Origin of the sequence: Streptomyces sp. NBC_01296, from assembly GCF_035984415.1 — a bacterium.
Taxonomy (GTDB): domain Bacteria; phylum Actinomycetota; class Actinomycetes; order Streptomycetales; family Streptomycetaceae; genus Streptomyces.
Map to the genome: position 1 here is coordinate 5,776,475 of NZ_CP130720.1, position 20,527 is coordinate 5,797,001.

Annotated in this window: 20 protein-coding genes; 11 read left to right on the forward strand and 9 right to left on the reverse strand. The window is 69.9% G+C overall.

What is annotated here, in order from left to right:
* Nucleotides 1-91 precede the first annotated feature (91 nt).
* From OG299_RS26240 to OG299_RS26255, 4 genes are all read left to right on the forward strand, one after another.
* Nucleotides 92-1,636: a nucleobase:cation symporter-2 family protein gene (locus tag OG299_RS26240; protein ID WP_327362810.1), complete on the forward strand. Its 1,545-nt coding sequence runs from the start codon at nt 92-94 to the stop codon at nt 1,634-1,636.
* 86 nt (nt 1,637-1,722) lie between these two features.
* Nucleotides 1,723-2,469 (forward strand): DNA repair protein RecO, encoded by a 747-nt coding sequence (recO, locus tag OG299_RS26245; RefSeq protein WP_266629399.1) that lies wholly within the window; start codon nt 1,723-1,725, stop codon nt 2,467-2,469.
* Between the two features lie 11 nt (nt 2,470-2,480).
* Nucleotides 2,481-3,302, forward strand: a complete 822-nt coding sequence (locus OG299_RS26250) for an isoprenyl transferase (protein WP_266629401.1) — start codon at nt 2,481-2,483, stop codon at nt 3,300-3,302.
* A 70-nt stretch (nt 3,303-3,372) separates the two neighbouring features.
* The gene (locus OG299_RS26255; RefSeq protein ID WP_266629403.1) at nt 3,373-3,903 is read left to right on the forward strand and encodes a YcxB family protein; all 531 of its coding nucleotides are present in this window, start codon (nt 3,373-3,375) and stop codon (nt 3,901-3,903) included.
* Here OG299_RS26255 and OG299_RS26260 read toward each other — a convergent pair.
* Genes OG299_RS26260 through OG299_RS26275 form a run of 4 tightly spaced genes read right to left on the reverse strand, consistent with a single transcriptional unit; the run spans nt 3,900 to nt 7,044 of the window.
* Complete coding sequence (locus OG299_RS26260; RefSeq protein ID WP_323179073.1) at nt 3,900-4,346, reverse strand: Fur family transcriptional regulator; 447 nt, start codon at nt 4,344-4,346, stop codon at nt 3,900-3,902. The genes OG299_RS26255 and OG299_RS26260 overlap by 4 nt on opposite strands.
* Before the next feature lie 51 nt (nt 4,347-4,397).
* Entirely contained in the window at nt 4,398-5,264 is an 867-nt protein-coding gene (locus OG299_RS26265; RefSeq protein WP_266629405.1) for a metal ABC transporter permease, read from the reverse strand.
* On the reverse strand, nt 5,264-6,055 hold the full coding sequence (locus OG299_RS26270) for a metal ABC transporter ATP-binding protein (protein WP_266667197.1): 792 nt from the start codon (nt 6,053-6,055) through the stop codon (nt 5,264-5,266). The genes OG299_RS26265 and OG299_RS26270 overlap by 1 nt, the downstream gene beginning before the upstream one ends.
* A 23-nt stretch (nt 6,056-6,078) precedes the next feature.
* Nucleotides 6,079-7,044: a metal ABC transporter substrate-binding protein gene (locus OG299_RS26275; protein WP_327362811.1), complete on the reverse strand. Its 966-nt coding sequence runs from the start codon at nt 7,042-7,044 to the stop codon at nt 6,079-6,081.
* 155 nt (nt 7,045-7,199) lie between these two features.
* Here OG299_RS26275 and OG299_RS26280 point away from each other — a divergent pair, with 155 nt between their 5' ends.
* The gene (locus OG299_RS26280; protein WP_266629411.1) at nt 7,200-8,582 is read left to right on the forward strand and encodes a glycine--tRNA ligase; all 1,383 of its coding nucleotides are present in this window, start codon (nt 7,200-7,202) and stop codon (nt 8,580-8,582) included.
* A gap of 99 nt (nt 8,583-8,681) precedes the next feature.
* Here the strand turns inward: OG299_RS26280 and OG299_RS26285 are convergent, their stop codons facing one another.
* The 4 genes from OG299_RS26285 to OG299_RS26300 form a co-directional block, all read right to left on the reverse strand.
* On the reverse strand, nt 8,682-9,374 hold the full coding sequence (locus tag OG299_RS26285; RefSeq protein WP_266629413.1) for a VC0807 family protein: 693 nt from the start codon (nt 9,372-9,374) through the stop codon (nt 8,682-8,684).
* A 175-nt stretch (nt 9,375-9,549) separates the two neighbouring features.
* Nucleotides 9,550-10,143: a TetR/AcrR family transcriptional regulator gene (locus OG299_RS26290; RefSeq protein WP_327362812.1), complete on the reverse strand. Its 594-nt coding sequence runs from the start codon at nt 10,141-10,143 to the stop codon at nt 9,550-9,552.
* A gap of 21 nt (nt 10,144-10,164) precedes the next feature.
* Nucleotides 10,165-11,193: an aldo/keto reductase gene (locus OG299_RS26295; protein WP_327362813.1), complete on the reverse strand. Its 1,029-nt coding sequence runs from the start codon at nt 11,191-11,193 to the stop codon at nt 10,165-10,167.
* 57 nt (nt 11,194-11,250) lie between these two features.
* A complete protein-coding gene (locus OG299_RS26300; protein WP_266629419.1) occupies nt 11,251-11,595 on the reverse strand; it encodes a DoxX family protein in 345 nt (114 codons plus the stop codon).
* A 91-nt stretch (nt 11,596-11,686) separates the two neighbouring features.
* On the opposite strand from OG299_RS26300, the gene OG299_RS26305 reads away from it, so the two are divergent.
* Complete coding sequence (locus tag OG299_RS26305; protein WP_327362814.1) at nt 11,687-12,142, forward strand: MarR family winged helix-turn-helix transcriptional regulator; 456 nt, start codon at nt 11,687-11,689, stop codon at nt 12,140-12,142.
* A 54-nt stretch (nt 12,143-12,196) separates the two neighbouring features.
* On the opposite strand, the gene OG299_RS26310 is transcribed toward OG299_RS26305, so the two are convergent.
* Entirely contained in the window at nt 12,197-13,651 is a 1,455-nt protein-coding gene (locus OG299_RS26310; RefSeq protein ID WP_327362815.1) for an MFS transporter, read from the reverse strand.
* Between the two features lie 64 nt (nt 13,652-13,715).
* Between OG299_RS26310 and dusB the strand changes: the two genes are divergently transcribed.
* From dusB to OG299_RS26335, 5 genes are all read left to right on the forward strand, one after another.
* Nucleotides 13,716-14,858 carry a tRNA dihydrouridine synthase DusB gene (dusB, locus tag OG299_RS26315; protein WP_327362816.1) on the forward strand — a complete coding sequence of 381 codons (1,143 nt, stop codon included), beginning with the start codon at nt 13,716-13,718 and terminating at the stop codon, nt 14,856-14,858.
* A gap of 376 nt (nt 14,859-15,234) precedes the next feature.
* Nucleotides 15,235-17,943 (forward strand): pyruvate, phosphate dikinase, encoded by a 2,709-nt coding sequence (ppdK, locus tag OG299_RS26320; RefSeq protein WP_266629426.1) that lies wholly within the window; start codon nt 15,235-15,237, stop codon nt 17,941-17,943.
* Between the two features lie 389 nt (nt 17,944-18,332).
* Nucleotides 18,333-19,385: an ArsR/SmtB family transcription factor gene (locus OG299_RS26325; protein WP_266629428.1), complete on the forward strand. Its 1,053-nt coding sequence runs from the start codon at nt 18,333-18,335 to the stop codon at nt 19,383-19,385.
* A gap of 136 nt (nt 19,386-19,521) precedes the next feature.
* Complete coding sequence (locus tag OG299_RS26330; protein ID WP_327362817.1) at nt 19,522-19,986, forward strand: group III truncated hemoglobin; 465 nt, start codon at nt 19,522-19,524, stop codon at nt 19,984-19,986.
* Nucleotides 19,987-20,116: 130 nt separating this feature from the next.
* A complete protein-coding gene (locus OG299_RS26335; RefSeq protein WP_266629432.1) occupies nt 20,117-20,521 on the forward strand; it encodes a VOC family protein in 405 nt (134 codons plus the stop codon).
* Nucleotides 20,522-20,527: the final 6 nt, after the last annotated feature.

Consider the following 20,527-nt stretch of genomic DNA (forward strand, 5'->3'; position numbering starts at 1 on the left):
AACCCTGGCGGATCAACGGGATACCGACCCACTTCGCCCAGGGATAACCAGATTCCTCTCGTTTACCTACCTCTTGAAGGGCAAGGCAGAGATGGCACGTGTCGCCGCCCGGCTCACCGAAAGCGGAGAGCCCAGCACGCACCCGGTCGACGAGGTGCTCCCCCTCCCCAAGCTCGCGCTGTACGGCTTCCAGCACGTACTCGCGTTCTACGCCGGTGCGGTGATCGTCCCGATCATCGTGGGCGGTGCCCTCGGCCTGACCACCGAGCAGTTGGTCTACCTGATCAACGCCGACCTGTTCACCTGCGGTATCGCCTCGATCATCCAGGCGTTCGGCGTCGGCCGGATCGGCGCGCGCCTGCCGCTCATCCAGGGCGTCACCTTCACCGCGGTCTCCCCGATGATCGCCATCGGGCTCGGAGCCGGCGGCGGGACGGCTGGCCTGCTGGTCATCTACGGCGCGGTCATCACGGCCGGCATCGCCACCTTCGCCTTCGCCTGGCTGCCCCCCAAGGCCTTCCGTACGGTCATGCGGCTCTTCCCGCCGGTCGTCACCGGCACGGTGATCACCGTCCTCGGCATCGTGCTGATCCCCGTCGGCCTCAACGACGCCGCGGGCGGCGTCGGCAGCCCCGGCTTCGGCGACCCGAAGAACTTCGCGTACGCCGGCGGCACGATGCTCTTCATCCTCGTCCTGATGAAGCTCGGCAAGCCCTTCCTCTCGAGCATCTCCATCCTGCTCGGCCTGGTCGGCGGCACCGCCGTCGCCTTCCTGCTCGGCGACGCCAAGTTCGGCGACGTGAGCAACTCGAACTGGATCGGCATCACCACCCCGTTCCACTACGGAGCACCGAAGTTCGCCTGGTTCCCGATCCTGCTGATGCTCATCGTCATGCTGATCACCATGGTCGAGACCACCGGTGACACCTACGCCGTCGGCGACATCGTCGGCAAGGAGATCGACAGCGAGACCGTGGCCCGCGCGCTGCGCGCCGACGGCGCCGCGACCGCCCTCGGCGGTGTCCTCAACTCCTTCCCGTACGTGGCCTTCGCCGAGAACGTCGGCCTGGTCCGCATGACCAAGGTCAAGAGCCGGTTCGTCGTGGTCGCCGCGGGCGTCTTCATGATCGTGCTCGGGCTGATCCCGAAGGCCGCCGCGATCGTGGCCGCGGTCCCGCACGGGGTGCTCGGCGGCGCGGCGACGGTGATGTTCGCGATGGTGGCCCTTGCGGGCATCCAGACCCTGGCCAAGGTCGACCTCAAGGAGGAGAAGAACGCGCTGGTCGTGGGTGTCTCCCTGGCCTTCGCGCTGCTCCCCGCGACCGTCCCGGTGCTCTTCAAGGACCACATGAACGCGGACCTGTCCTCGCTGCTCAACAGCGGTGTGACGCTCGGTGCCACGGCCGCGATCGTGCTCAACCTGATCTTCAACGGCCTGGCCAAGGACGATGCGCACCAGACCCCCCAGGCCGAGCTGCCCGCCCAGGCGGCGGCCGCACCGGATGCGGCGCCCGAGGCGAAGGCGGCGGGTGAGGCCGAGACGGTGGCCGAGGCCACGGTCGGCGCCGCCGTGACCGCCGTCGCCGCCGGAGCACCGAAGGCGGACGCGGACGACGAGGCCGCGCCCGCCTCCTGACCCTCCCAAGGGCGGAAGGCCCTCCGTCCGGACCCGGGTCCGGACGGAGGGCCTTCCGCCGTCCCGGCACAGGCGACAATGGGCGCATGAGTCTGTTCCGCGACGACGGCATCGTGCTGCGCACCCAGAAGCTGGGTGAGGCGGACCGCATCATCACGCTGCTGACCCGGGGCCACGGACGGGTGCGGGCCGTGGCCCGCGGGGTGCGCCGGACGAAGTCCAAGTTCGGCGCCGGGCTGGAACCTTTCTCCCACGCCGACGTGCAGTTCTTCGCCCGGGGCAGCGAGCTGATCGGCCGCAGCCTCCCACTGTGCACCCAGACCGAGATCATCGCTCCGTACGGCAACGGCATCGTCATCGACTACGGCCGCTACACCGCCGGCACCGCGATGCTGGAGACCGCCGAGCGGTTCACCGAGAACGAGGGCGAGCCCGCCGTACAGCAGTACCTGCTGCTGATCGGCGCCCTGCGCACGCTCTCGCGCGGGGAGCACGAGCCGAACCTCATCCTCGACGCGTTCCTGCTGCGCTCGCTCGCCGTCAACGGCTACGCGCCCAGCTTCACGGACTGCGCGAAGTGCGGGATCCACGGCCCCAACCGGCACTTCTCCGTCGCCGCGGGCGGGGTCGTCTGCGGGGACTGCCGGGTGGCCGGCAGCGTCGTACCCTCGTCTGAGTCCATCGCCCTGCTCAGTGCGCTGCTGACGGGCGACTGGGGGCATGCGGACGCCTGCGAGGCGCGGTACGTGCGGGAGGGCAGCGGGCTGGTCTCCGCCTATTTGCACTGGCATCTGGAGCGCGGGCTACGCTCCCTGCGATACGTCGAGAAATAGGAGCTGGGCACATGGCACGACGCGGGATTCTGGGACGCTCTCGCCGGGAGTACAAGGTTCCCGAGCCGCACCCGTCCGGTGAGCGCCCGCCGAAGATCCCCGGCGAGCTCGTCCCGAACCACGTCGCGGTGGTCATGGACGGCAACGGCCGCTGGGCCAAGGAGCGCGGCCTGCCGCGCACCGAGGGCCACAAGGTCGGCGAGGGCGTCGTACTCGACGTGCTCAAGGGCTGCCTGGAGATGGGCGTCAAGAACCTCTCCCTGTACGCCTTCTCGACGGAGAACTGGAAGCGCTCGCCCGACGAGGTCCGCTTCCTGATGAACTTCAACCGCGACGTCATCCGGCGCCGCCGCGACGAGATGAACGAGCTGGGCATCCGCATCCGCTGGGTCGGCCGCATGCCGAAGATGTGGAAGTCGGTCGTCCAGGAGCTCCAGGTCGCCCAGGAGCAGACCGTCGACAACGACGCGATGACCTTGTACTTCTGCGTGAACTACGGCGGCCGTGCGGAGATCGCGGACGCGGCGCAGGCGATCGCGCGGGACGTGGCCGCGGGCCGGCTGGACCCGTCGAAGGTCAACGAGAAGACCTTCGCGAAGTACATGTACTACCCGGACATGCCGGACGTGGACCTGTTCCTGCGGCCGAGCGGCGAGCAGCGCACCTCCAACTACCTGCTCTGGCAGAGCGCGTACGCCGAGATGGTCTTCCAGGACGTGCTGTGGCCGGACTTCGACCGCCGCAACCTGTGGGCGGCCTGCCTGGAGTACGCCCAGCGCGACCGCCGCTTCGGCGGCGCCGTCCCGAACCAGGCGGAGCCGGGCCGGTCCTGACCGCGGGTGCGGTCGGCCCCGTGCGAAAGACCGTCGCGGGGGATGTGCCGCGGCTATAGGGTCCGCTGTCATGGACATGGACGGGGAACAGGTGCCGGTACGGCTCGTCTACCGGATCACCACGGCGGACGTCGCGCAGGCGCTCCGGGCGCGTGACGCCCGGGTGCCCGCGGGGCGCCGCAAGCGGACGCTGACGGTCGGCTTCGGGGCGCTGCTGCTGGGCTTCGGGGGGCTGGCGCTGATGGGCGACGGCCCCCTCGTCAAGCCGCTGGTCACGGCCGGGGCCGGGCTCCTGATGCTCGTACTCGCGCTGCTCGGCCCGCAGCTCACGGCGCGGGCCTTCGCGGGGCTGCTGGCGAAGGCGGGCGAGACCACGGCGGTGGTGGACGCCACCGGCCTGCAGGTGAGCACCGCCGACACGCAGACGCGCATCAACTGGGCCGCGCAGCCGCTGTACACGGAGACGGCCGACACCTTCGTCACGCTCAGCGTCGCCAAGCGGGCGGTGGCGATGACGATCCTGCCCAAGCGCGGGGCCGCGGACCCGGCGGACATCGACCGCCTCCGGGCGGTCCTCGACCGCAACCTGCAGAGGCTCTAGGCGGGGGCCTGGCCGGCGGCCGCGGCTGCGCAGTCGGCGCAGGTGCCGAAGATCTCCACGGTGTGGGCGACGTTCACGAAGCCGTGCTCCGCCGCGATCGACTCCGCCCACTTCTCCACCGCAGGACCCTCCACCTCGACGGCCTTGCCGCACTTGCGGCAGACCAGGTGATGGTGGTGGTCCCCGGTGGAGCAGCGCCGGTAGACCGACTCGCCGTCGCTGGTGCGCAGCACGTCGACCTCGCCGGCGTCGGCGAGCGACTGGAGGGTGCGGTACACGGTCGTCAGGCCGACGGAGTCACCGCGGTGCTTGAGCATGTCGTGCAGCTCCTGGGCGCTGCGGAACTCGTCCACCTGGTCCAGCGCCGCCGCCACGGCTGCCCGCTGCCGGGTGGATCGTCCTCGTACTGGCGCGGTATTCATCTCGCCAGGCGCAGTCGCCACCGGTTCCTCCTCGTATCGGCCTCGGCCCATTGTGCCAGGCGGCCGACTCTCTCAGACCTTCACATCATCGCGCGTGCAGACCTCTTCGGCGGCGCGGGCCGCATTCGCCCGGCGCCGGGCCAGCGGGGTGGACAGTGCGGTCATCACCATGAAGACGCCGATGGCGAGCAGCACGATGGTGCCGCCGGAGGGGGCGTCGATGTAGTACGTCGCGACCGTGCCGGAGAGCGAGACCAGCACGCCGATCACCATGGCCACCGACAGGGTGGCGGTGAACCCGCGGGTGACGCGCTGCGCCGCCGCGACCGGGATCACCATCATGGCGCTGACCAGCAGCAGGCCGACGATCCGCATGGCCACGGTGACGGTGACGGCGGCGGTGACCGCGATCAGCAGGTTCAGGAAGCGCACCGGCAGGCCGGTGACCCGGGCGAACTCCTCGTCCTGGCAGACGGCGAACAGCTGGCGGCGCAGGCCGAGGGTGACGGCGATCACGAACGCCGCGAGGATCACGACCGCGGTGACGTCCTCGGCGGAGACCGTGGTGATCGAGCCGAAGAGGTAGCTGGTCAGATTGGCCGTGGAACCGCCCGGCGCCAGGTTGATGATCATCACGCCGCCGGCCAGGCCGCCGTAGAACAGCATGGCGAGCGCGATGTCGCCGCTGGTTTTGCCGCGGGAGCGGATCAGCTCCATGCCGACCGCGCCGATGACCGCGACCAGGGTCGCCATCCACACCGGGCTCGTGTTGAGCAGGAAGCCGAGCGCGACACCGGTCATGGCCACGTGTCCGATGCCGTCGCCCATGACGGCCTGGCGGCGCTGCACGAGGTACGTGCCGATCGCCGGGGCGGTGACGCCGACCAGGACGGCCGCGAGGAGGGCCCGCTGCATGAAGGCGTAGGTGAGGAGGTCCATCAGCTCAGCAGTCCCGTCCGGAGCGGCTCGGCGTCGTGCGCCGCGTGGGGGTGTACGTGGTCGTGGCCGGGCAGGGCGTGCTGGCCCACGGCCTCCGGGGGCGCGCCGTCGTGGACGACGCAGCCGTCGCGCAGGACGACGGCGCGGTCGATCAGCGGCTCCAGCGGGCCCAGCTCGTGCAGGACGAGCAGGACGGTCGTGCCGGCGGCGACCTGCTCGCGCAGGGCGTTCGCGAGGACCTCCTGGTTGGCGAGGTCCACGCCGGCCATCGGCTCGTCCATGATCAGCAGTTCGGGTTCCACGGCGAGCGCCCGCGCGATCAGCACGCGCTGGTGCTGGCCGCCGGAGAGGGCGTTGACGGAGGCGTCGGCGTACGGGCCCATGTCGACGAGGGCCAGGGCCCGCTCGACGGCCGCCTTGTCGGCTTTACGGAGGATGCCGAAGCGGGAGCGGGCGAGCCGGCCGGAGGAGACGACCTCGCGGACGGTGGCCGGGACGCCGCTGGCGGCGGTGGTGCGCTGCGGGACGTACCCGATGCGCGACCAGGCGCGGAAGCGCTTGAAGTCGGTGCCGAACAACGCCAGCTCGCCGTCGGACAGCGGGACCTGGCCGACGACGGCGCGCACGGCCGTGGACTTGCCGGAGCCGTTGGCGCCGAGCAGGGCGACGACCTCGCCGCGCCGGACGGTGAGGTCGACCCCGCGCAGCACGGGGCGCGAGCCGAGCGAGGCGGTGGCCCCGCGCAGGGATATGACGGGCTGGTCCGCTGCCTCGGCGGGCTGGGACTCCATGGCACGCGCCTCCGTTACTGCCATTACTTGCTACCGAGCGCCTTCTGCAGGTTCTTCAGATTGGACCGCATGACCTCGAGGTAGTCAGCGCCCTGGGACTTGTCGGTGATTCCCTCGAGCGGGTCGAGGACGTCGGTCTTCAGGCCCGTGTCCGCGGCGAGCGTCTTGGCCGTCTTGTCGCTGGCCAGGCTCTCGAAGAACACCGTCGAGACATTGTCCTTCTTCGCGACGGCCTGGAGTTCCTTCATCCGGGCCGGGCTCGGCTCGGACTCGGGGTCGACGCCGGAGATGCCCTCCTGGTCGAGGCCGTAGCGCTCGGCGAGGTAGCCGAAGGCGGAGTGCGTGGTGATGAAGGTCTTGGACGCGGTGTTCTTCAGGCCGTCCTTGAACTCCGCATCGAGCGCGGTCAGCTTGCCGACCAGCTCGTCGGTGTTCTTGCGGTAGTCGGCCGCGTGGTCGGGGTCGGCCTTCTCCAGGGCCGCGCCGACGCCCTTGGCGACCTCGGCGTACTTCACCGGGTCGAGCCAGATGTGCGGGTCCTCGCCGGCCTCGCCGTGGCCGTGGCCCTCCTCGCCCTCGCCCTCGTGGGCGTGGTCGTGGCCGGAGGAGCCGTGGACCTCGAGCTTCGTGAGGGCGGCGGCGTCGACTATGTGCTTCACGCCGGACTGGGCGACGGCCTTGTCGACGGCGGGCTGCAGGCCCTTGAGGTAGAGGACCACGTCGGACTCGCCGAGCTGCCCGGTCTGCTTCGGGGTGATCTCCAGGTCGTGCGGTTCCACGCCCGGCTTGGTCAGGGTGGCGGCCTTCACGTGGTCCTTGCCGATCTGTTCGGCCAGGAACTGCATCGGGTAGAACGACGCCATGACGCCGAGCTTGCCGTCCTTGCCGCCCCCGGCGGCCGAGGCTCCGGAGCAGGCGGTGAGGGCCGTGGCGCCGAGGGCGACGGCTCCGGCGAGGGCGGCTGCGGGTATGAGGCGTCGTACGTTCATGACATCCATTTTCATCAAAAATGGAAACGGTTGTCAAAAACCCTGGTGGGGAGCCCGGGGGCCGGGCCGCGGAAGGGGTCCCGATTTGAAAGGGGGGGTGCGGGCGCCGGTAACCTTGAGTCTTCGCCGTTCGTCCTCGTAATGAAGAGAGCACCGTGGCCGCCGACAAGATCGAAACCATCGTCAGCCTGAGCAAGCGCCGTGGCTTCGTTTTCCCGTGCAGTGAGATCTACGGCGGCACCAAGGCCGCCTGGGACTACGGCCCGCTCGGTGTCGAGCTCAAGGAGAACATCAAGCGCCAGTGGTGGAAGGCGATGGTCACCGGGCGTGAGGACATCGTCGGCATCGACTCCTCCGTGATCCTGGCCCCCGAGGTCTGGGTGGCCTCCGGCCATGTCGCGACCTTCTCGGACCCGCTGACCGAGTGCACCTCCTGCCACAAGCGCCACCGCGCAGACCACCTGGAAGAGGCGTACGAGGCCAAGCACGGCCGCCTGCCCGCCAACGGTCTCGCCGACATCAACTGCCCCAACTGCGGTGTGAAGGGCCAGTTCACCGAGCCGAAGCAGTTCTCCGGCATGCTGGAGACCCACCTCGGCCCGACCCAGGACACCGGCTCCAAGGCGTACCTGCGCCCCGAGACCGCCCAGGGCATCTTCACCAACTTCGCCCAGGTGCAGACCGCCTCGCGCAAGAAGCCCCCGTTCGGCATCGCGCAGATGGGCAAGTCCTTCCGCAACGAGATCACCCCCGGCAACTTCATCTTCCGCACCCGCGAGTTCGAGCAGATGGAGATGGAGTTCTTCGTCAAGCCGGGCGAGGACGAGCAGTGGCAGGAGTACTGGATGCAGGAGCGGTGGAACTGGTACCGCGACCTCGGCATCCGCGAGGAGAACATCCGCTGGTACGACCACCCGAAGGAGAAGCTGTCCCACTACTCGAAGCGCACCGCCGACATCGAGTACCGCTTCAACTTCGGTGGCAGTGAGTTCTCCGAGCTCGAAGGCGTGGCCAACCGCACCGACTTCGACCTCAAGGCCCACTCCGCCGCCTCCGGCCAGGACCTGGTCTACTTCGACCAGGAGACCAAGGAGAAGTACACCCCGTACGTCATCGAGCCGGCGGCCGGTGTCAACCGCGCCATGCTCGCCTTCATGCTCGACGCGTTCAACGAGGACGAGGCCCCGAACGCCAAGGGCGTCATGGAGAAGCGCACCGTGATGCGCTTCGACCCGCGCCTGGCCCCGGTCAAGGTCGCCGTGCTGCCGCTGTCCCGCAACGCGCAGCTGTCGCCGAAGGCCAAGGGCCTCGCCGCCGACCTGCGCAAGTTCTGGAACATCGAGTTCGACGACGCGGGCGCCATCGGCCGCCGCTACCGCCGCCAGGACGAGATCGGTACGCCGTTCTGCGTCACCGTCGACTTCGACACCCTGGACGACAACGCGGTGACCGTGCGCGAGCGCGACACGATGAAGCAGGAGCGCGTCTCCCTGGACCAGATCCAGAGCTACCTCGGCAGCCGCCTGCTCGGCTGCTAGGCCTTCTGCCCCGGCCGGGCTGAAACGGCCGGGCTGAAACGGCCGGTGGCCCGGTGCGCATCATGCGTACCGGGCCACCGTCGTTTTCTCCGCCTCCGCTCAGGCGGCCTGGGTCTGGGCCTCGGCCTCGGCCGCTGCGGCGGCGCGCCGCTCACCCTCGGCCTTCGAGCGCTTGCCGTAGAACGCGGTCCACGCGCCCAGCATGCCGAGCACCGCGTAGATCATGATCGGGCTGATGATCACCATCGTGTCGGTGGGCAGCGCGTACGCCAGGGCGATCCGCAGCCCGGCCTCGGCGAGGTACGTCACGCCCCACACCGTGGTCATGACGGTCATCGTCCGGCGGAAGCCCTCGTACTGCCACAGGCCGTTCCACCAGGCGGTGCTCTCGGGCGTGCCGTCGGTGGCGAACTTCCGGCTGAAGTAGAACATCAGCGGACGCGGGGCGAGCAGGGTCGCCAGGCAGAGCGCCCCGAACAGCCCGGTCACCCCGGAGTCCTTGATCAGCAGGGCCCGGGCGGAGTGGGCGCCGATCAGCGAGACGGTGGCAGTGATCGCCACGAACACCAGGGTGATGATGGCGAACTCGTCGACCTTGCGGCGCCAGGCCACGCTGATGGCGGTGTCGAGCACGGGCCAGGCGCCGCTGACCAGCATCGCGGAGAACTCGCTCCAGCCGTGGTCGCGCAGCTGGTTGTACGTGATGATCGGCGCGGCCACGTCGAGGCCGATGGTCAGAATCCAGCCGAGGGCGGCGGTGCCACCCGAACGGGCCGGAGGTCCGGGCTGCACTGCCTGAGTAAGTTGAGCGGACAAGGTTCCCCCTGAAACGTGCCTGATGAAGTGCGGTAAGGGGACCGTATGGAATTTGACGGGGCACGGACAAGCCGCCTCGCCCAAAATGATCATCAAGCTGTCCGGAGTGTCTGGTTCCGGACGGTGTCGTGCGTGGCCGCCCCGATCCCGATCAGGCGCGCAGGCCCCGGATCACGAGGGCGGTGACGGCCTCGAACTCCGTGATGATCGTGGGCGAGAGCCAGTCGGCCGCGTACTGCGGATCGTGGAAACGGCCGGTGGCGTCGAACACCGCCCGGGCGGCGGCCGGCACGTCGGGCGCACTGAGCGAGCCCGCCTCGACGCCCTCGGAGATGATCCGGCCCAACTGGTCGATCAGCTGGCTCAGGTGGTGGTCCACGACGCCGCTGTTCTCGGAGAGCAGCACCGTGTACGTCGCGAACAGCTCCGGGTCGTCACCCGCCTTGTGCCGCTTGGCCTCGAAGAGCGCCTCCAGCCATGTCTCCAGCTTGGAGGGCGCGGCCGCGCCGGGGGCGGAGGCGATCTCCTCCAGGCGGACGACGCTCTTGGCGAGCCAGCGGTCCGTGACGGCCTCGCGCAGCGCCGCCTTCGACGGGAAGTGCCGGTACACGCTGCCGTGGCTGACGCCCAGGGCGCGGGCCACGTCCACCACGGTGGCCTTGGTGGGGCCGTAGCGGCGCAGCACCTCCTCGGTGGTCTCGAGGATGCGCTCAGGTGTCAGGGGCGCGGCAGCAGCGGGGGGCATGAGTACGACCGTACCGCCCGCTCAGTGCTCGCTGTCGAGGTGGGCCATCTGCGCTGCCGGGTAGCGCTCGCCGGCCGCGGCTCCCGCCGGGACCGCCTCCTCGATGGCCGCCAGGTCTTCAGGGGTCAGCTCCACGTCCATGGCACCCAGTGCCTCGGACAGCCGGTCCCGGCGGCGGGCGCCCACCAGCGGCACGATGTCCTCGCCGCGCGAGAGCACCCAGGCGATGGCGGTCTGGGCGACGCTGACCCCCTTGCCCTCCGCGACCTTGCGCAGGGCGTCGACCAGGTCGAGGTTGCGCTGCAGGTTCTCGCCCTGGAAGCGGGGGCTCATCCCGCGGAAGTCGCCCGGCGCCAGCTCCCGGTCGCGGCTGAAGTGCCCGCTGATCAGACCGCGGCTCAGCACCCCGTACGCCGTGACACCGATGCCCAGCTCGCGGGCGGTCGGCAAGATCTCCTCCTCGATGCCGCGGGAGATCAGCGAGTACTCGATCTGGAGGTCGGCGATCGGGGCCACGGCCGCGGCTCTGCGCAGCGTGTCCGCGCCGACCTCGGAGAGGCCGATGTGCCGCACGTGCCCCGCTTCGACGGCCTCGGCGATGGCGCTGACGGTCTCCTCGATCGGGACCTCCGGGTCGACACGGGCGATCCGGTAGATGTCGATGTGGTCCCGGCCGAGGCGCTGGAGCGAGTAGGCCAGGAAGTTCTTGACGGCCTCGGGGCGGCCGTCGTAGCCGGTGAAACCGCCCTCGACGGTGCGCAGGGCGCCGAACTTCACGCTGACCAGAGCCTGCTCGCGGGCCGCGGCGGGGGCGGCGCGCAGGGCCTCGCCGATGAGCATCTCGTTGTGCCCCATGCCGTAGAAGTCGCCGGTGTCGAGCAGCGCACCCGCGCCGTCGGGGACGGAGTCCAGGTAGGCGTGGAGGGTCGCGATCGACTCGGTGCGGTCGGCCTCCCCGTACAGGGCGGACATGCCCATGCAGCCCAGTCCCAGGGGGAAGACGGAGGGGCCGGTCGAGCCGAGGGTGCGGGTGTTCTCGTTCTTGGTCATGGAACAACCATGGCATGACGGGTGACAGATTTCAATATCTGTCACCCGTCAGGGTGGCTACGCCGCCACCCGCAGGGCGAGCGCCGCCGCCGCGACCAGGGCGAGGGTGGCCGCCGGGGCCAGTTCGAAGTCCTTCACGCGCAGGTGGCTGATGACCGCACCGATGAAGTAGAGGGTCACGCCGACGGCCGCGGCCACGCCGAGCGGAGTCACCCAAAGGCCTGCGACCAGGCCTATCGCCCCGGCCGCCTTCAGGGTGGCCAGCCGGGGCAGCCAGGCGTCCGGGACCCGGACCTTCTGCATGCTCGCCACGATCGCGTCGTTGCGCTGGAGCGTGAGCGTGGCGGACGCGACCAGGACGAGTGCGAGCAGGCCGGCGGTGACGGCGTACGCAATGAACATGAGGTGCTCCAACGATCGGGGGTGTTAAATCATTGAATAGCATCAACGATCCAATCTCCGCAACCATTCCCCGGTTGTTACGATGTCTGATATGACGGCAGCTCAGGAGTCTCCGCACCCACCGCAGCGGCTGGGCCTGCTGCTGGCCTGGCACGGCTCGATCACCGAGACCCGTATGAAGAAGGCGCTCAGCGCGGCCGGGCTCACCCCGCGGCACGCGATGACGCTGATGCGTCTGGAGGGCGGCCCCGTCAGCCAGCGGACACTCGCCGAACAGCTCGAGGTGGACCCGAGCGTGCTGGTCGGCATCCTCAACGATCTGGAGGGCGAGGGGCTCGCCCTGCGCCGCCGGGATCCGGCCGACCGCCGCCGCCACAACGTGGCCATCACCGAGGCCGGATCGGCCGCGCTCGCCAAGACGAACTCCGCCCTCGACGAGGTCGAGCTCTCCCTGTTCGCCGCGCTCTCGCAGCAGGACCGGGACGCACTGCGCGGCCTGCTGGCCCGCATCGACTCGAACGCCGACGACTTCAACTGCGGCGAATAGGCGGCCCGCCCGGCCGTCGGCCGCCCGGTCGTCGGCCGCGCGCCCGCCCGGCCGTCAGCCGCGCGGCGGAGCTCCGGCCGTCCGCGAGGATGCCGTGGCCGTCTGCTCCAGCTTCCGGGCGGTCCGCGCCGCGGTCCCCATGGCCCACGGGCCACTGGTCACGGCGCCCACGACGAGTGCGAGCAGCCCGCAGCCCGTGATGATCCACCAGGCCGGCCGGGTCGCCTCGATGAAATCGGCGCCGCTCGCCGTCCCGGCCGCCAGGACCGCGCCGATCACGGCCACGCCCAGCGTCCCGCCGGTCTGCCTGCTCGTGGAGGCCACCGCGGCCGCGACCCCCGCCTGGGCCCGGGGCATCCCGGAGACCGCGGTGTTGGTGATGGGCGCGTTCACCATGCCGAAGCCCAGCCCGAACAGCACGTACGCGGTGAACAGCAGCGGCGTCGAGGTCTGCGCCGAGAAGGCCGCGAACAGCACCCCGCTCGCCGCCATCGCCGTCCCCGCTATCAGCAGCGACGGCCGCGGCCCCCGATTGCCGACCAGTCGGCCCGACAGCGGTGCGCAGAGGAAGGTGAGCAGCGCCATCGGCAGCATGTAGAGCCCGGCGTCGAGCGCGCTGAGCCCCCGTACGTCCTGCAGGTACAGGGTGTTCAGGAAGAGGAACCCGGACAGCGCGGCGAAGGCGCTGATCGCTATCACCGTCGCGCCGCTGAACGGAGCGCTCCGGAAGAACCGCGGGTCGATCAGCGGCTCCGCCCGCCGCGGCTCGTGGAACAGCAGCCCCGCCAGCGAGGCGACGGCCAGGGCCGTGCACCCGAGGACGACCGGCGAGTTCCAGCCGGCGGCCGGCGCCTCGATGATCCCGTACGTCACGGACCCCAGCAGGGCCATGACCAGCAGCTGGCCCACCGGGTCCGGGCGGCGCGGACGCCCGGCCCGCGACTCCGGGACGAACCGCAGGGCCAGTGCCAGGGCCAGCAGCCCGACCGGGAGGTTGATCCAGAAGATGGAGCGCCAGCCGACCGAATCCACGAGCAGTCCGCCGATCAGCGGGCCCACGGCCATGGAGATGCCGACCACCGCGCCCCAGACGCCGATGGCGCGGGCCCGTTCGCGCGGCGCGGTGAAGGTGTTGGTGATGATCGACATGGCGACCGGGTTGAGCATCGAGCCACCCACGGCCTGGACCATCCGGAAGGCGATCAGCCACTCCAGGGTCGGCGCGAGCGAGCAGAGCAGCGAACCCGCCGTGAAGACGACGAGGCCCGCGGCGAAGACCTTGCGGCGCCCGATCCGATCCGCCGTGGAGCCCGCCAGCATCAGCAGCGAGGCCAGGACCAGCGTGTACGCGTCGATCGTCCACTGCATACCGGCGACGGAGGCGTCCAGCTCGCGGCGCATCGAGGGCAGGGCGACGTTGAGGACGGTCACGTCGAGGCTGACGATGAGCAGGCTCATGCAGCAGATCGCCAGGACCAGCAGCCTCTGGCGGTGACTCGACTCCGACATGCTTACGATAGTACGCCTAACTAAAGAAATGCGTGCTGCGGTTCGGCTGGGCGACAATGGGGGGATGACCACGCTCCCCCCGCCGCTCGCGATCGGCCCGCACACCGTGCAGCCCCCCGTGGTGCTCGCCCCCATGGCCGGCATCACCAATGCCCCGTTCCGTACCCTCTGCCGCGAGTTCAGCGGCGGCAAGGGGCTGTTCGTGAGCGAGATGATCACGACCCGCGCCCTGGTCGAGCGCAACGAGAAGACCATGCAGCTGATCCACTTCGACGAGACCGAGAAGCCTCGTTCGATCCAGCTGTACGGAGTCGACCCGGCGACGGTCGGCAAGGCGGTCCGCATGATCGTCGAAGAGGACCGGGCCGACCACATCGACCTGAACTTCGGCTGCCCGGTCCCCAAGGTGACCCGCAAGGGCGGCGGCTCCGCGCTCCCGTACAAGCGGAACCTGCTGCGCGCGATCCTGCGCGAGGCCGTCGCGGGCGCCGGCGACCTGCCGGTCACCATGAAGATGCGCAAGGGCATCAACGACGACCACCTCACCTACCTGGACGCCGGCCGGATCGCCGTCGAGGAGGGCGTCACCGCCATCGCCCTGCACGGGCGCACCACGGCCCAGCACTACGGCGGCACCGCCGACTGGGACGCCATCGCGCGGCTCAAGGAGCACGTGCCGGAGATCCCCGTGCTCGGCAACGGCGACATCTGGTGCGCCGAGGACGCGCTGCGCATGGTCCGCGAGACCGGCTGCGACGGCGTGGTCGTCGGACGCGGCTGCCTGGGCCGCCCGTGGCTGTTCAACGACCTGGTGGCGGCCTTCGAGGGGCGCCCCGAAGACTTCCACAAGCCCACGCTGCGCGAGGTCGCGGCCACCATGCACCGGCACGCCGAGCTGCTGGGTGAATGGATCGGCGACGAGGCGCGCGGGGTGATCGACTTCCGTAAGCACGTGGCCTGGTACCTCAAGGGCTTCTCGGTGGGTTCCGAGATGCGGAAGAAGCTGGCGATCACCTCGTCCCTGGCCGAGCTGGATGCTCATCTGAGCGAGCTCGACCTGGACCAGCCGTGGCCCGACAGCGCGGACGGCCCGCGCGGCCGGACGTCCGGAAACAACCGGGTTGTCCTGCCGGACGGCTGGCTGAAGGATCCGTACGACTGTGCCGGGGTCAGTGAGGACGCCGAACTGGACACGTCCGGAGGCTGAGAAACAGCTGACAAATTATGCCACCAGCGGCGTGACATACGCCACGCATGGGTGGGGTTGCGCTCACATGAGCGCGAAAATCACGGGTAAGACTTCCAAAGGGTGGCACTGGGTGCCACCCTTTGTTTGTTCAAGACTTGAACGCAAATGTATCGATGATCGCTCATCCGAGCGGAAACAAGCCTCAGGAGGCCCTTGATCCTTCGGGAGGTGAACGCTCTTCGTAGGTTCTGGCTACTCGTCGGTTACTTTCGATCTGCTGGCGCACGAGTGGTTACGGCCGTATGACGACCAAGTGGACGTACCCAGAAGCCTTCGATCTGGGTATGTTCCTGGCCGTCAGGGCAGCCACCGAGTCCTCGAGGAGTCGAGACCCGTGTCGGAAAACAAAGATCAGAAGTTCGTCTACGACTTCACCGAGGGAAACCGCGACCTCAAGGACCTTCTCGGCGGCAAGGGGGCCAACCTCGCCGAGATGACCAACCTGGGTCTGCCGGTCCCTCCCGGCTTCACCATCACCACCGAGGCCTGCAAGGTCTACCTCGCCAGCGGTGAGGCCCCGGCCGCGCTGCGCGACGAGGTCAGCGCCCACCTGGCCGCCCTCGAGGCGAAGATGGGCAAGAAGCTCGGCCAGTCGGACGACCCGCTGCTGGTCTCCGTGCGCTCCGGTGCCAAGTTCTCCATGCCCGGCATGATGGACACGGTCCTCAACATCGGCCTCTCCGACGAGTCCGTCGTCGGCCTCGCCTCCCAGGCCGGCAACGAGCGCTTCGCGTGGGACTCGTACCGCCGCCTCATCCAGATGTTCGGCAAGACCGTCCTCGGGGTCGAGGGCGAGCTCTTCGAGGAAGCCCTCGACGAGGCCAAGGCCGCCAAGAAGGTCACCGTCGACACCGACCTCGACGCCGCCGACCTGAAGAAGCTGGTCACCCGCTTCAAGAAGATCGTCGCCAAGCAGGCCGGCCGCGAGTTCCCGCAGGACGCCCGCGAGCAGCTGGACCTCGCCGTCGAGGCGGTCTTCAACTCGTGGAACACCGACCGCGCCAAGCTCTACCGCCGCCAGGAGCGCATCCCGAGCGACCTGGGCACCGCGGTCAACATCTGCTCCATGGTCTTCGGCAACCTCGGCCCCGACTCCGGCACCGGCGTCGCCTTCACCCGCGACCCGGCCAGCGGCCACGCGGGCGTCTACGGCGACTACCTGCAGAACGCCCAGGGCGAGGACGTCGTCGCGGGCATCCGCAACACCGTCCCGCTGGCGGACCTCGAGGCGATCGACAAGGCCTCGTACGACCAGCTCATGACGATCATGACGACGCTGGAGACCCACTACAAGGATCTCTGCGACATCGAGTTCACCATCGAGCGCGGCCAGCTGTGGATGCTGCAGACCCGCGTCGGCAAGCGCACCGCCGGCGCCGCCTTCCGCATCGCCACCCAGCTCGTCGACCAGGGCCTGATCGACGAGGCCGAGGCGCTGCAGCGCGTCAACGGCGCCCAGCTCGCGCAGCTGATGTTCCCGCGCTTCGACGAGACCGCCACGACCACCCTGCTCGGCCGCGGCATCGCCGCCTCCCCGGGCGCGGCCGTCGGCAAGGCCGTCTTCGACTCGTACACGGCCGTCAAGTGGTCCCGCTCCGGCGAGAAGGTCATCCTGATCCGCCGCGAGACCAACCCGGACGACCTGGACGGCATGATCGCCTCCGAGGGCATCCTGACCTCGCGCGGCGGCAAGACCTCCCACGCCGCCGTTGTCGCCCGCGGCATGGGCAAGACCTGCGTCTGCGGCGCCGAGGACCTCGAGGTCGACACCAAGCGCCGCCGGATGACGGTCGGCGGAACGGTCGTCGAAGAGGGCGACGTCGTCTCCATCGACGGCTCCACCGGCAAGGTCTACCTCGGCGAGGTACCCGTCGTACCCTCCCCGGTCGTCGAGTACTTCGAGGGCCGCATGCACGCCGGCGCCGACGACGCCGACGAACTGGTCGCCGCCGTGCACCGGATCATGGCGTACGCGGACCGCGTCCGCCGGCTGCGGGTGCGTGCCAACGCCGACAACGCCGAGGACGCGCTGCGCGCCCGCCGCTTCGGCGCGCAGGGCATCGGCCTGTGCCGCACCGAGCACATGTTCCTCGGTGAGCGCCGCGAGCTGGTCGAGCACCTGATCCTCGCGGACACCGACAAGGAGCGCGAGGAGGCACTGAGTGCCCTCCTGCCGCTGCAGAAGAAGGACTTCGTCGAGCTGTTCGAGGCGATGGACGGCCTGCCCGTCACCGTCCGCCTCCTCGACCCGCCGCTGCACGAGTTCCTGCCCGACATCACCGAGCTGTCGGTGCGCGTCGCCCTCGCCGAGGCCCGCAAGGACGCCAACGAGAACGACCTGCGCCTGCTCCAGGCCGTGCACAAGCTGCACGAGCAGAACCCGATGCTGGGTCTGCGCGGTGTCCGCCTCGGCCTGGTCATCCCCGGTCTGTTCGCCATGCAGGTCCGGGCGATCGCCGAGGCCGCCGCCGAGCGCAAGAACGCCAAGGGCGACCCGCGCGCCGAGATCATGGTCCCGCTCGTGGGCACCGTCCAGGAGCTGGAGATCGTCCGCGAGGAGGCCGACGCGGTCATCGCCGAGGTCGAGGCCGCGACCGGCACCAGCCTCAAGCTGACCATCGGCACGATGATCGAGCTGCCCCGTGCCGCCCTCACGGCCGGGCAGATCGCCGAGGCCGCGCAGTTCTTCTCCTTCGGCACGAACGACCTGACCCAGACGGTGTGGGGCTTCTCCCGCGACGACGTCGAGGCCAGCTTCTTCACCGCGTACCTGGAGAAGGGCATCTTCGGGGTCTCGCCGTTCGAGACCATCGACAAGGACGGTGTCGGCGCGCTGGTCCGCAGCGCGGTCCAGGCCGGCCGGGAGACCCGCCCCGACCTCAAGCTCGGCGTCTGCGGCGAGCACGGCGGCGACCCGGAGTCCGTCCACTTCTTCCACGAGGTCGGTCTCGACTACGTCTCCTGCTCGCCGTTCCGGATTCCGGTGGCGCGCCTGGAGGCCGGCCGCGCCGCCGCCGAGGCGAAGGGCAGCGACAGCCGCTGACCCCTCCACGGCCCTGACAGGGCCCGCTGACTGCGCGTCCGCCCCCGGGTTCCCTGACCCCCGAGGGCGGACGCGCCCATTTTTGTTGTTCAACAAATCTTTACGCCAGCAGGCGGTGGACGGATCCCCACCCGTCCACCGCCTGCCGGCAATCTGCCAGGCACGTCGGCGCTTCCCGGTGCGACCGACCGCCAGGCCCCGCAAAGCCCCCCACGGCCTTCACGGAGCGTTTCGGTCGCACCGGAGTGTGCCTGGCGGAGTACAGGATTTCGGTTGTCACGCCCCCGCCGAAAGGGGTTTCAACTGTGGCCGAAAGGGCGTGGTGACGTCGTGTGACGGCATGCATACTCATGGGGCGGGGGGATTGCGGTTGCACAGGTGGGGGTTCGGTGCTGCGTATCCATTTCACTGGAGTGGACCTGGCACGCGTACGGATGGCAGGGCGTCCCGATGCGTTGTGGGAAACGATTCTGAGTTTTCACCGCTTAAGAGACCGGCGCGATGCCCGGCTCTTCGGTGAATGGCGTACGGAAACCCGGAGCAGGTTGAATAGTGAAACACGTTTGCTCGGTGCGCTCATACCGAGTCGCGGGTATTTTCCCGATTTCCTGACCCCTGTGGAGGGGCAGTACGGGTGGGACGTGGGACTCGACGCCCTGCGCGGGATCCGCCCCGAGCGGATGCGGCGCGAGCTGACGCTGCTGGGCGCGGGCACGGGCGTGGGAGCCGCGTTCGGCATGCCCTCGGCCGTGAGCGGAGGCGCCGACGCCTTGGTCCCGCGGCGGCTGCGGGACTTCATGGACGGCGGCACCAAGCACCTGCCGCGGCTGCTGGGCGAGCTGCGCGGCTACCACCGGGCGGCCGTGGAACCGTACTGGACGCACATCCAGGCCCAGATCGAGGCCGAGCGGGCGGCGCGCGGCCGGGCCCTGCTCGACGGCGGCGCCGACGAGCTGCTGGCCTCGCTGCCGCCGATGCTGCGCTGGCGGGCTCCGGTCCTGGAGTGCGACTACCCCGTGGACCGCGACGTACGGCTGCGGGGGCGCGGGCTGCTGCTCCAGCCGTCGTTCTTCTGCCGGAAGACCGCCGTGACCCTGCACGACCCGGAGCTGCCCCCGGTGCTGGTCTACCCGGCCGCCGCGCAGCTGGCCTCTGCGCCCACCGGAGGCGAATCGATTCGGCCCCTGGAGGAGCAGCGCCAGCGCACGCTGGGCAAGCTCGTCGGGCACACCCGCTCGGTGGTGCTGCGGGCCATAGGCGACGGTGCCACCACCAGCGAGCTGGCCCGCCGGGCCGGGGTCTCGCTGGCCTCCGCGAGCCAGCACGCCTGCGTGATGCGCGAGGCGGGCCTGGTCACCACCCTGCGCCGGGGCAACGCCGTCCTGCACACGGTCACCCCGCTGGGGGCCGCGCTCCTCAAGGGCGGCGCGGTGGCCTCGTAGCCCGCACGGGCCCCGGACCGCGCATCGCGGTCCGGGGCCCGTGCGAGCGCCGCCGTCGGGGTGATCATGCACGAAGTGACGAACCGCGGGACTTTCCGCCCTGGAGAGACGCCGCTTCGGCGAGGATGGTGAAGCAATGAACCAGTTCGCCGCGGACAACGACATCTCCGGCCGCGCCGACCTCGCCGTCGTGCTGCGCCGCTTCTACACCGCCGCCTTCGCCGACCGGCGCATCGGTCCGTTCTTCACCGAGATCGCCGGGACGGACCTCGAGGTCCACCTGTCCCGGATCACCGACTTCTGGGAGCGGGCCCTGTTCCGCACGGCCGACTACCGGCGCGACGCCTTCGCCCCGCACGCCGCCCTGCACGCGGCGCGGGCGCTGACCGCCGAGGACTTCGGGCGCTGGGTGCAGCTGTGGCACGCCACCGTCGACGGCCTGCACCGGGGGCCGACCGCGGAGCGGGCGAAGGAGACCGGCGAGCGGATCGCGCTGGCCCTGCACCGGCGGCTGGCCGGGCCGGACCCCGCGCTGCTCCGGAGGCAGGACGCCTGCGGGTTCGTACCGCTGGCCGCGCTGGAGCTCCGCTCCACGGCCTGACCTGCTACGACGGGCCTCGCCCTGCGGCCCCGCGGAGATCTTCGGAAAAGTTTTCGCGGGAGCGATGAGTTTTCCCGGCACCCCTGGTCTACCTCTCGAAAGCACACCGCACGAGAGAAGAGGAACCGAGATGCCCACCATGATCTTCGTCAACCTGCCGGTCAAGGACATCGATGCCGCCAAGGCGTTCTGGGGCAAGCTCGGCTACTCCTTCAACCCCCAGTTCAGCGACGAGTCGACCGGCTGCCTCGTCATCAGCGACACGATCTTCGCGATGCTGATGACCGAGGCCCGGTTCAAGGACTTCGCCACCAAGGAGGTGGCGGACGCCACCAAGAGCACCGAGGTCATGCTCGCCCTGAGCGCGGACAGCCGGGAGAAGGTCGACGAGGTGGTCGACGCCGCCCTCGCGGCGGGCGGCACCGAGCCCCGCCCGGCCCAGGACCTCGGCTTCATGTACGGCCGCGCCTTCGAGGACCTGGAGGGCCACGTCTGGGAGTACGTCTGGATGGACCCGGCGGCCGTCCAGGGCTGACGCCCC

Coding starts and splice junctions, on each gene's coding strand:
- OG299_RS26240 (WP_327362810.1), top strand. CDS start 92: ATGGCACGTGTCGCCGCCCGGCTCACCGAAAGCGGAGAGCCCAGCACG.
- recO (WP_266629399.1), top strand. CDS start 1,723: ATGAGTCTGTTCCGCGACGACGGCATCGTGCTGCGCACCCAGAAGCTG.
- OG299_RS26250 (WP_266629401.1), top strand. CDS start 2,481: ATGGCACGACGCGGGATTCTGGGACGCTCTCGCCGGGAGTACAAGGTT.
- OG299_RS26255 (WP_266629403.1), top strand. CDS start 3,373: ATGGACATGGACGGGGAACAGGTGCCGGTACGGCTCGTCTACCGGATC.
- OG299_RS26265 (WP_266629405.1), bottom strand. CDS start 5,264: ATGGACCTCCTCACCTACGCCTTCATGCAGCGGGCCCTCCTCGCGGCC.
- OG299_RS26270 (WP_266667197.1), bottom strand. CDS start 6,055: ATGGAGTCCCAGCCCGCCGAGGCAGCGGACCAGCCCGTCATATCCCTG.
- OG299_RS26275 (WP_327362811.1), bottom strand. CDS start 7,044: ATGAACGTACGACGCCTCATACCCGCAGCCGCCCTCGCCGGAGCCGTC.
- OG299_RS26290 (WP_327362812.1), bottom strand. CDS start 10,143: ATGCCCCCCGCTGCTGCCGCGCCCCTGACACCTGAGCGCATCCTCGAG.
- OG299_RS26295 (WP_327362813.1), bottom strand. CDS start 11,193: ATGACCAAGAACGAGAACACCCGCACCCTCGGCTCGACCGGCCCCTCC.
- OG299_RS26300 (WP_266629419.1), bottom strand. CDS start 11,595: ATGTTCATTGCGTACGCCGTCACCGCCGGCCTGCTCGCACTCGTCCTG.
- OG299_RS26305 (WP_327362814.1), top strand. CDS start 11,687: ATGACGGCAGCTCAGGAGTCTCCGCACCCACCGCAGCGGCTGGGCCTG.
- OG299_RS26310 (WP_327362815.1), bottom strand. CDS start 13,651: ATGTCGGAGTCGAGTCACCGCCAGAGGCTGCTGGTCCTGGCGATCTGC.
- dusB (WP_327362816.1), top strand. CDS start 13,716: ATGACCACGCTCCCCCCGCCGCTCGCGATCGGCCCGCACACCGTGCAG.
- OG299_RS26330 (WP_327362817.1), top strand. CDS start 19,522: ATGAACCAGTTCGCCGCGGACAACGACATCTCCGGCCGCGCCGACCTC.
- OG299_RS26335 (WP_266629432.1), top strand. CDS start 20,117: ATGCCCACCATGATCTTCGTCAACCTGCCGGTCAAGGACATCGATGCC.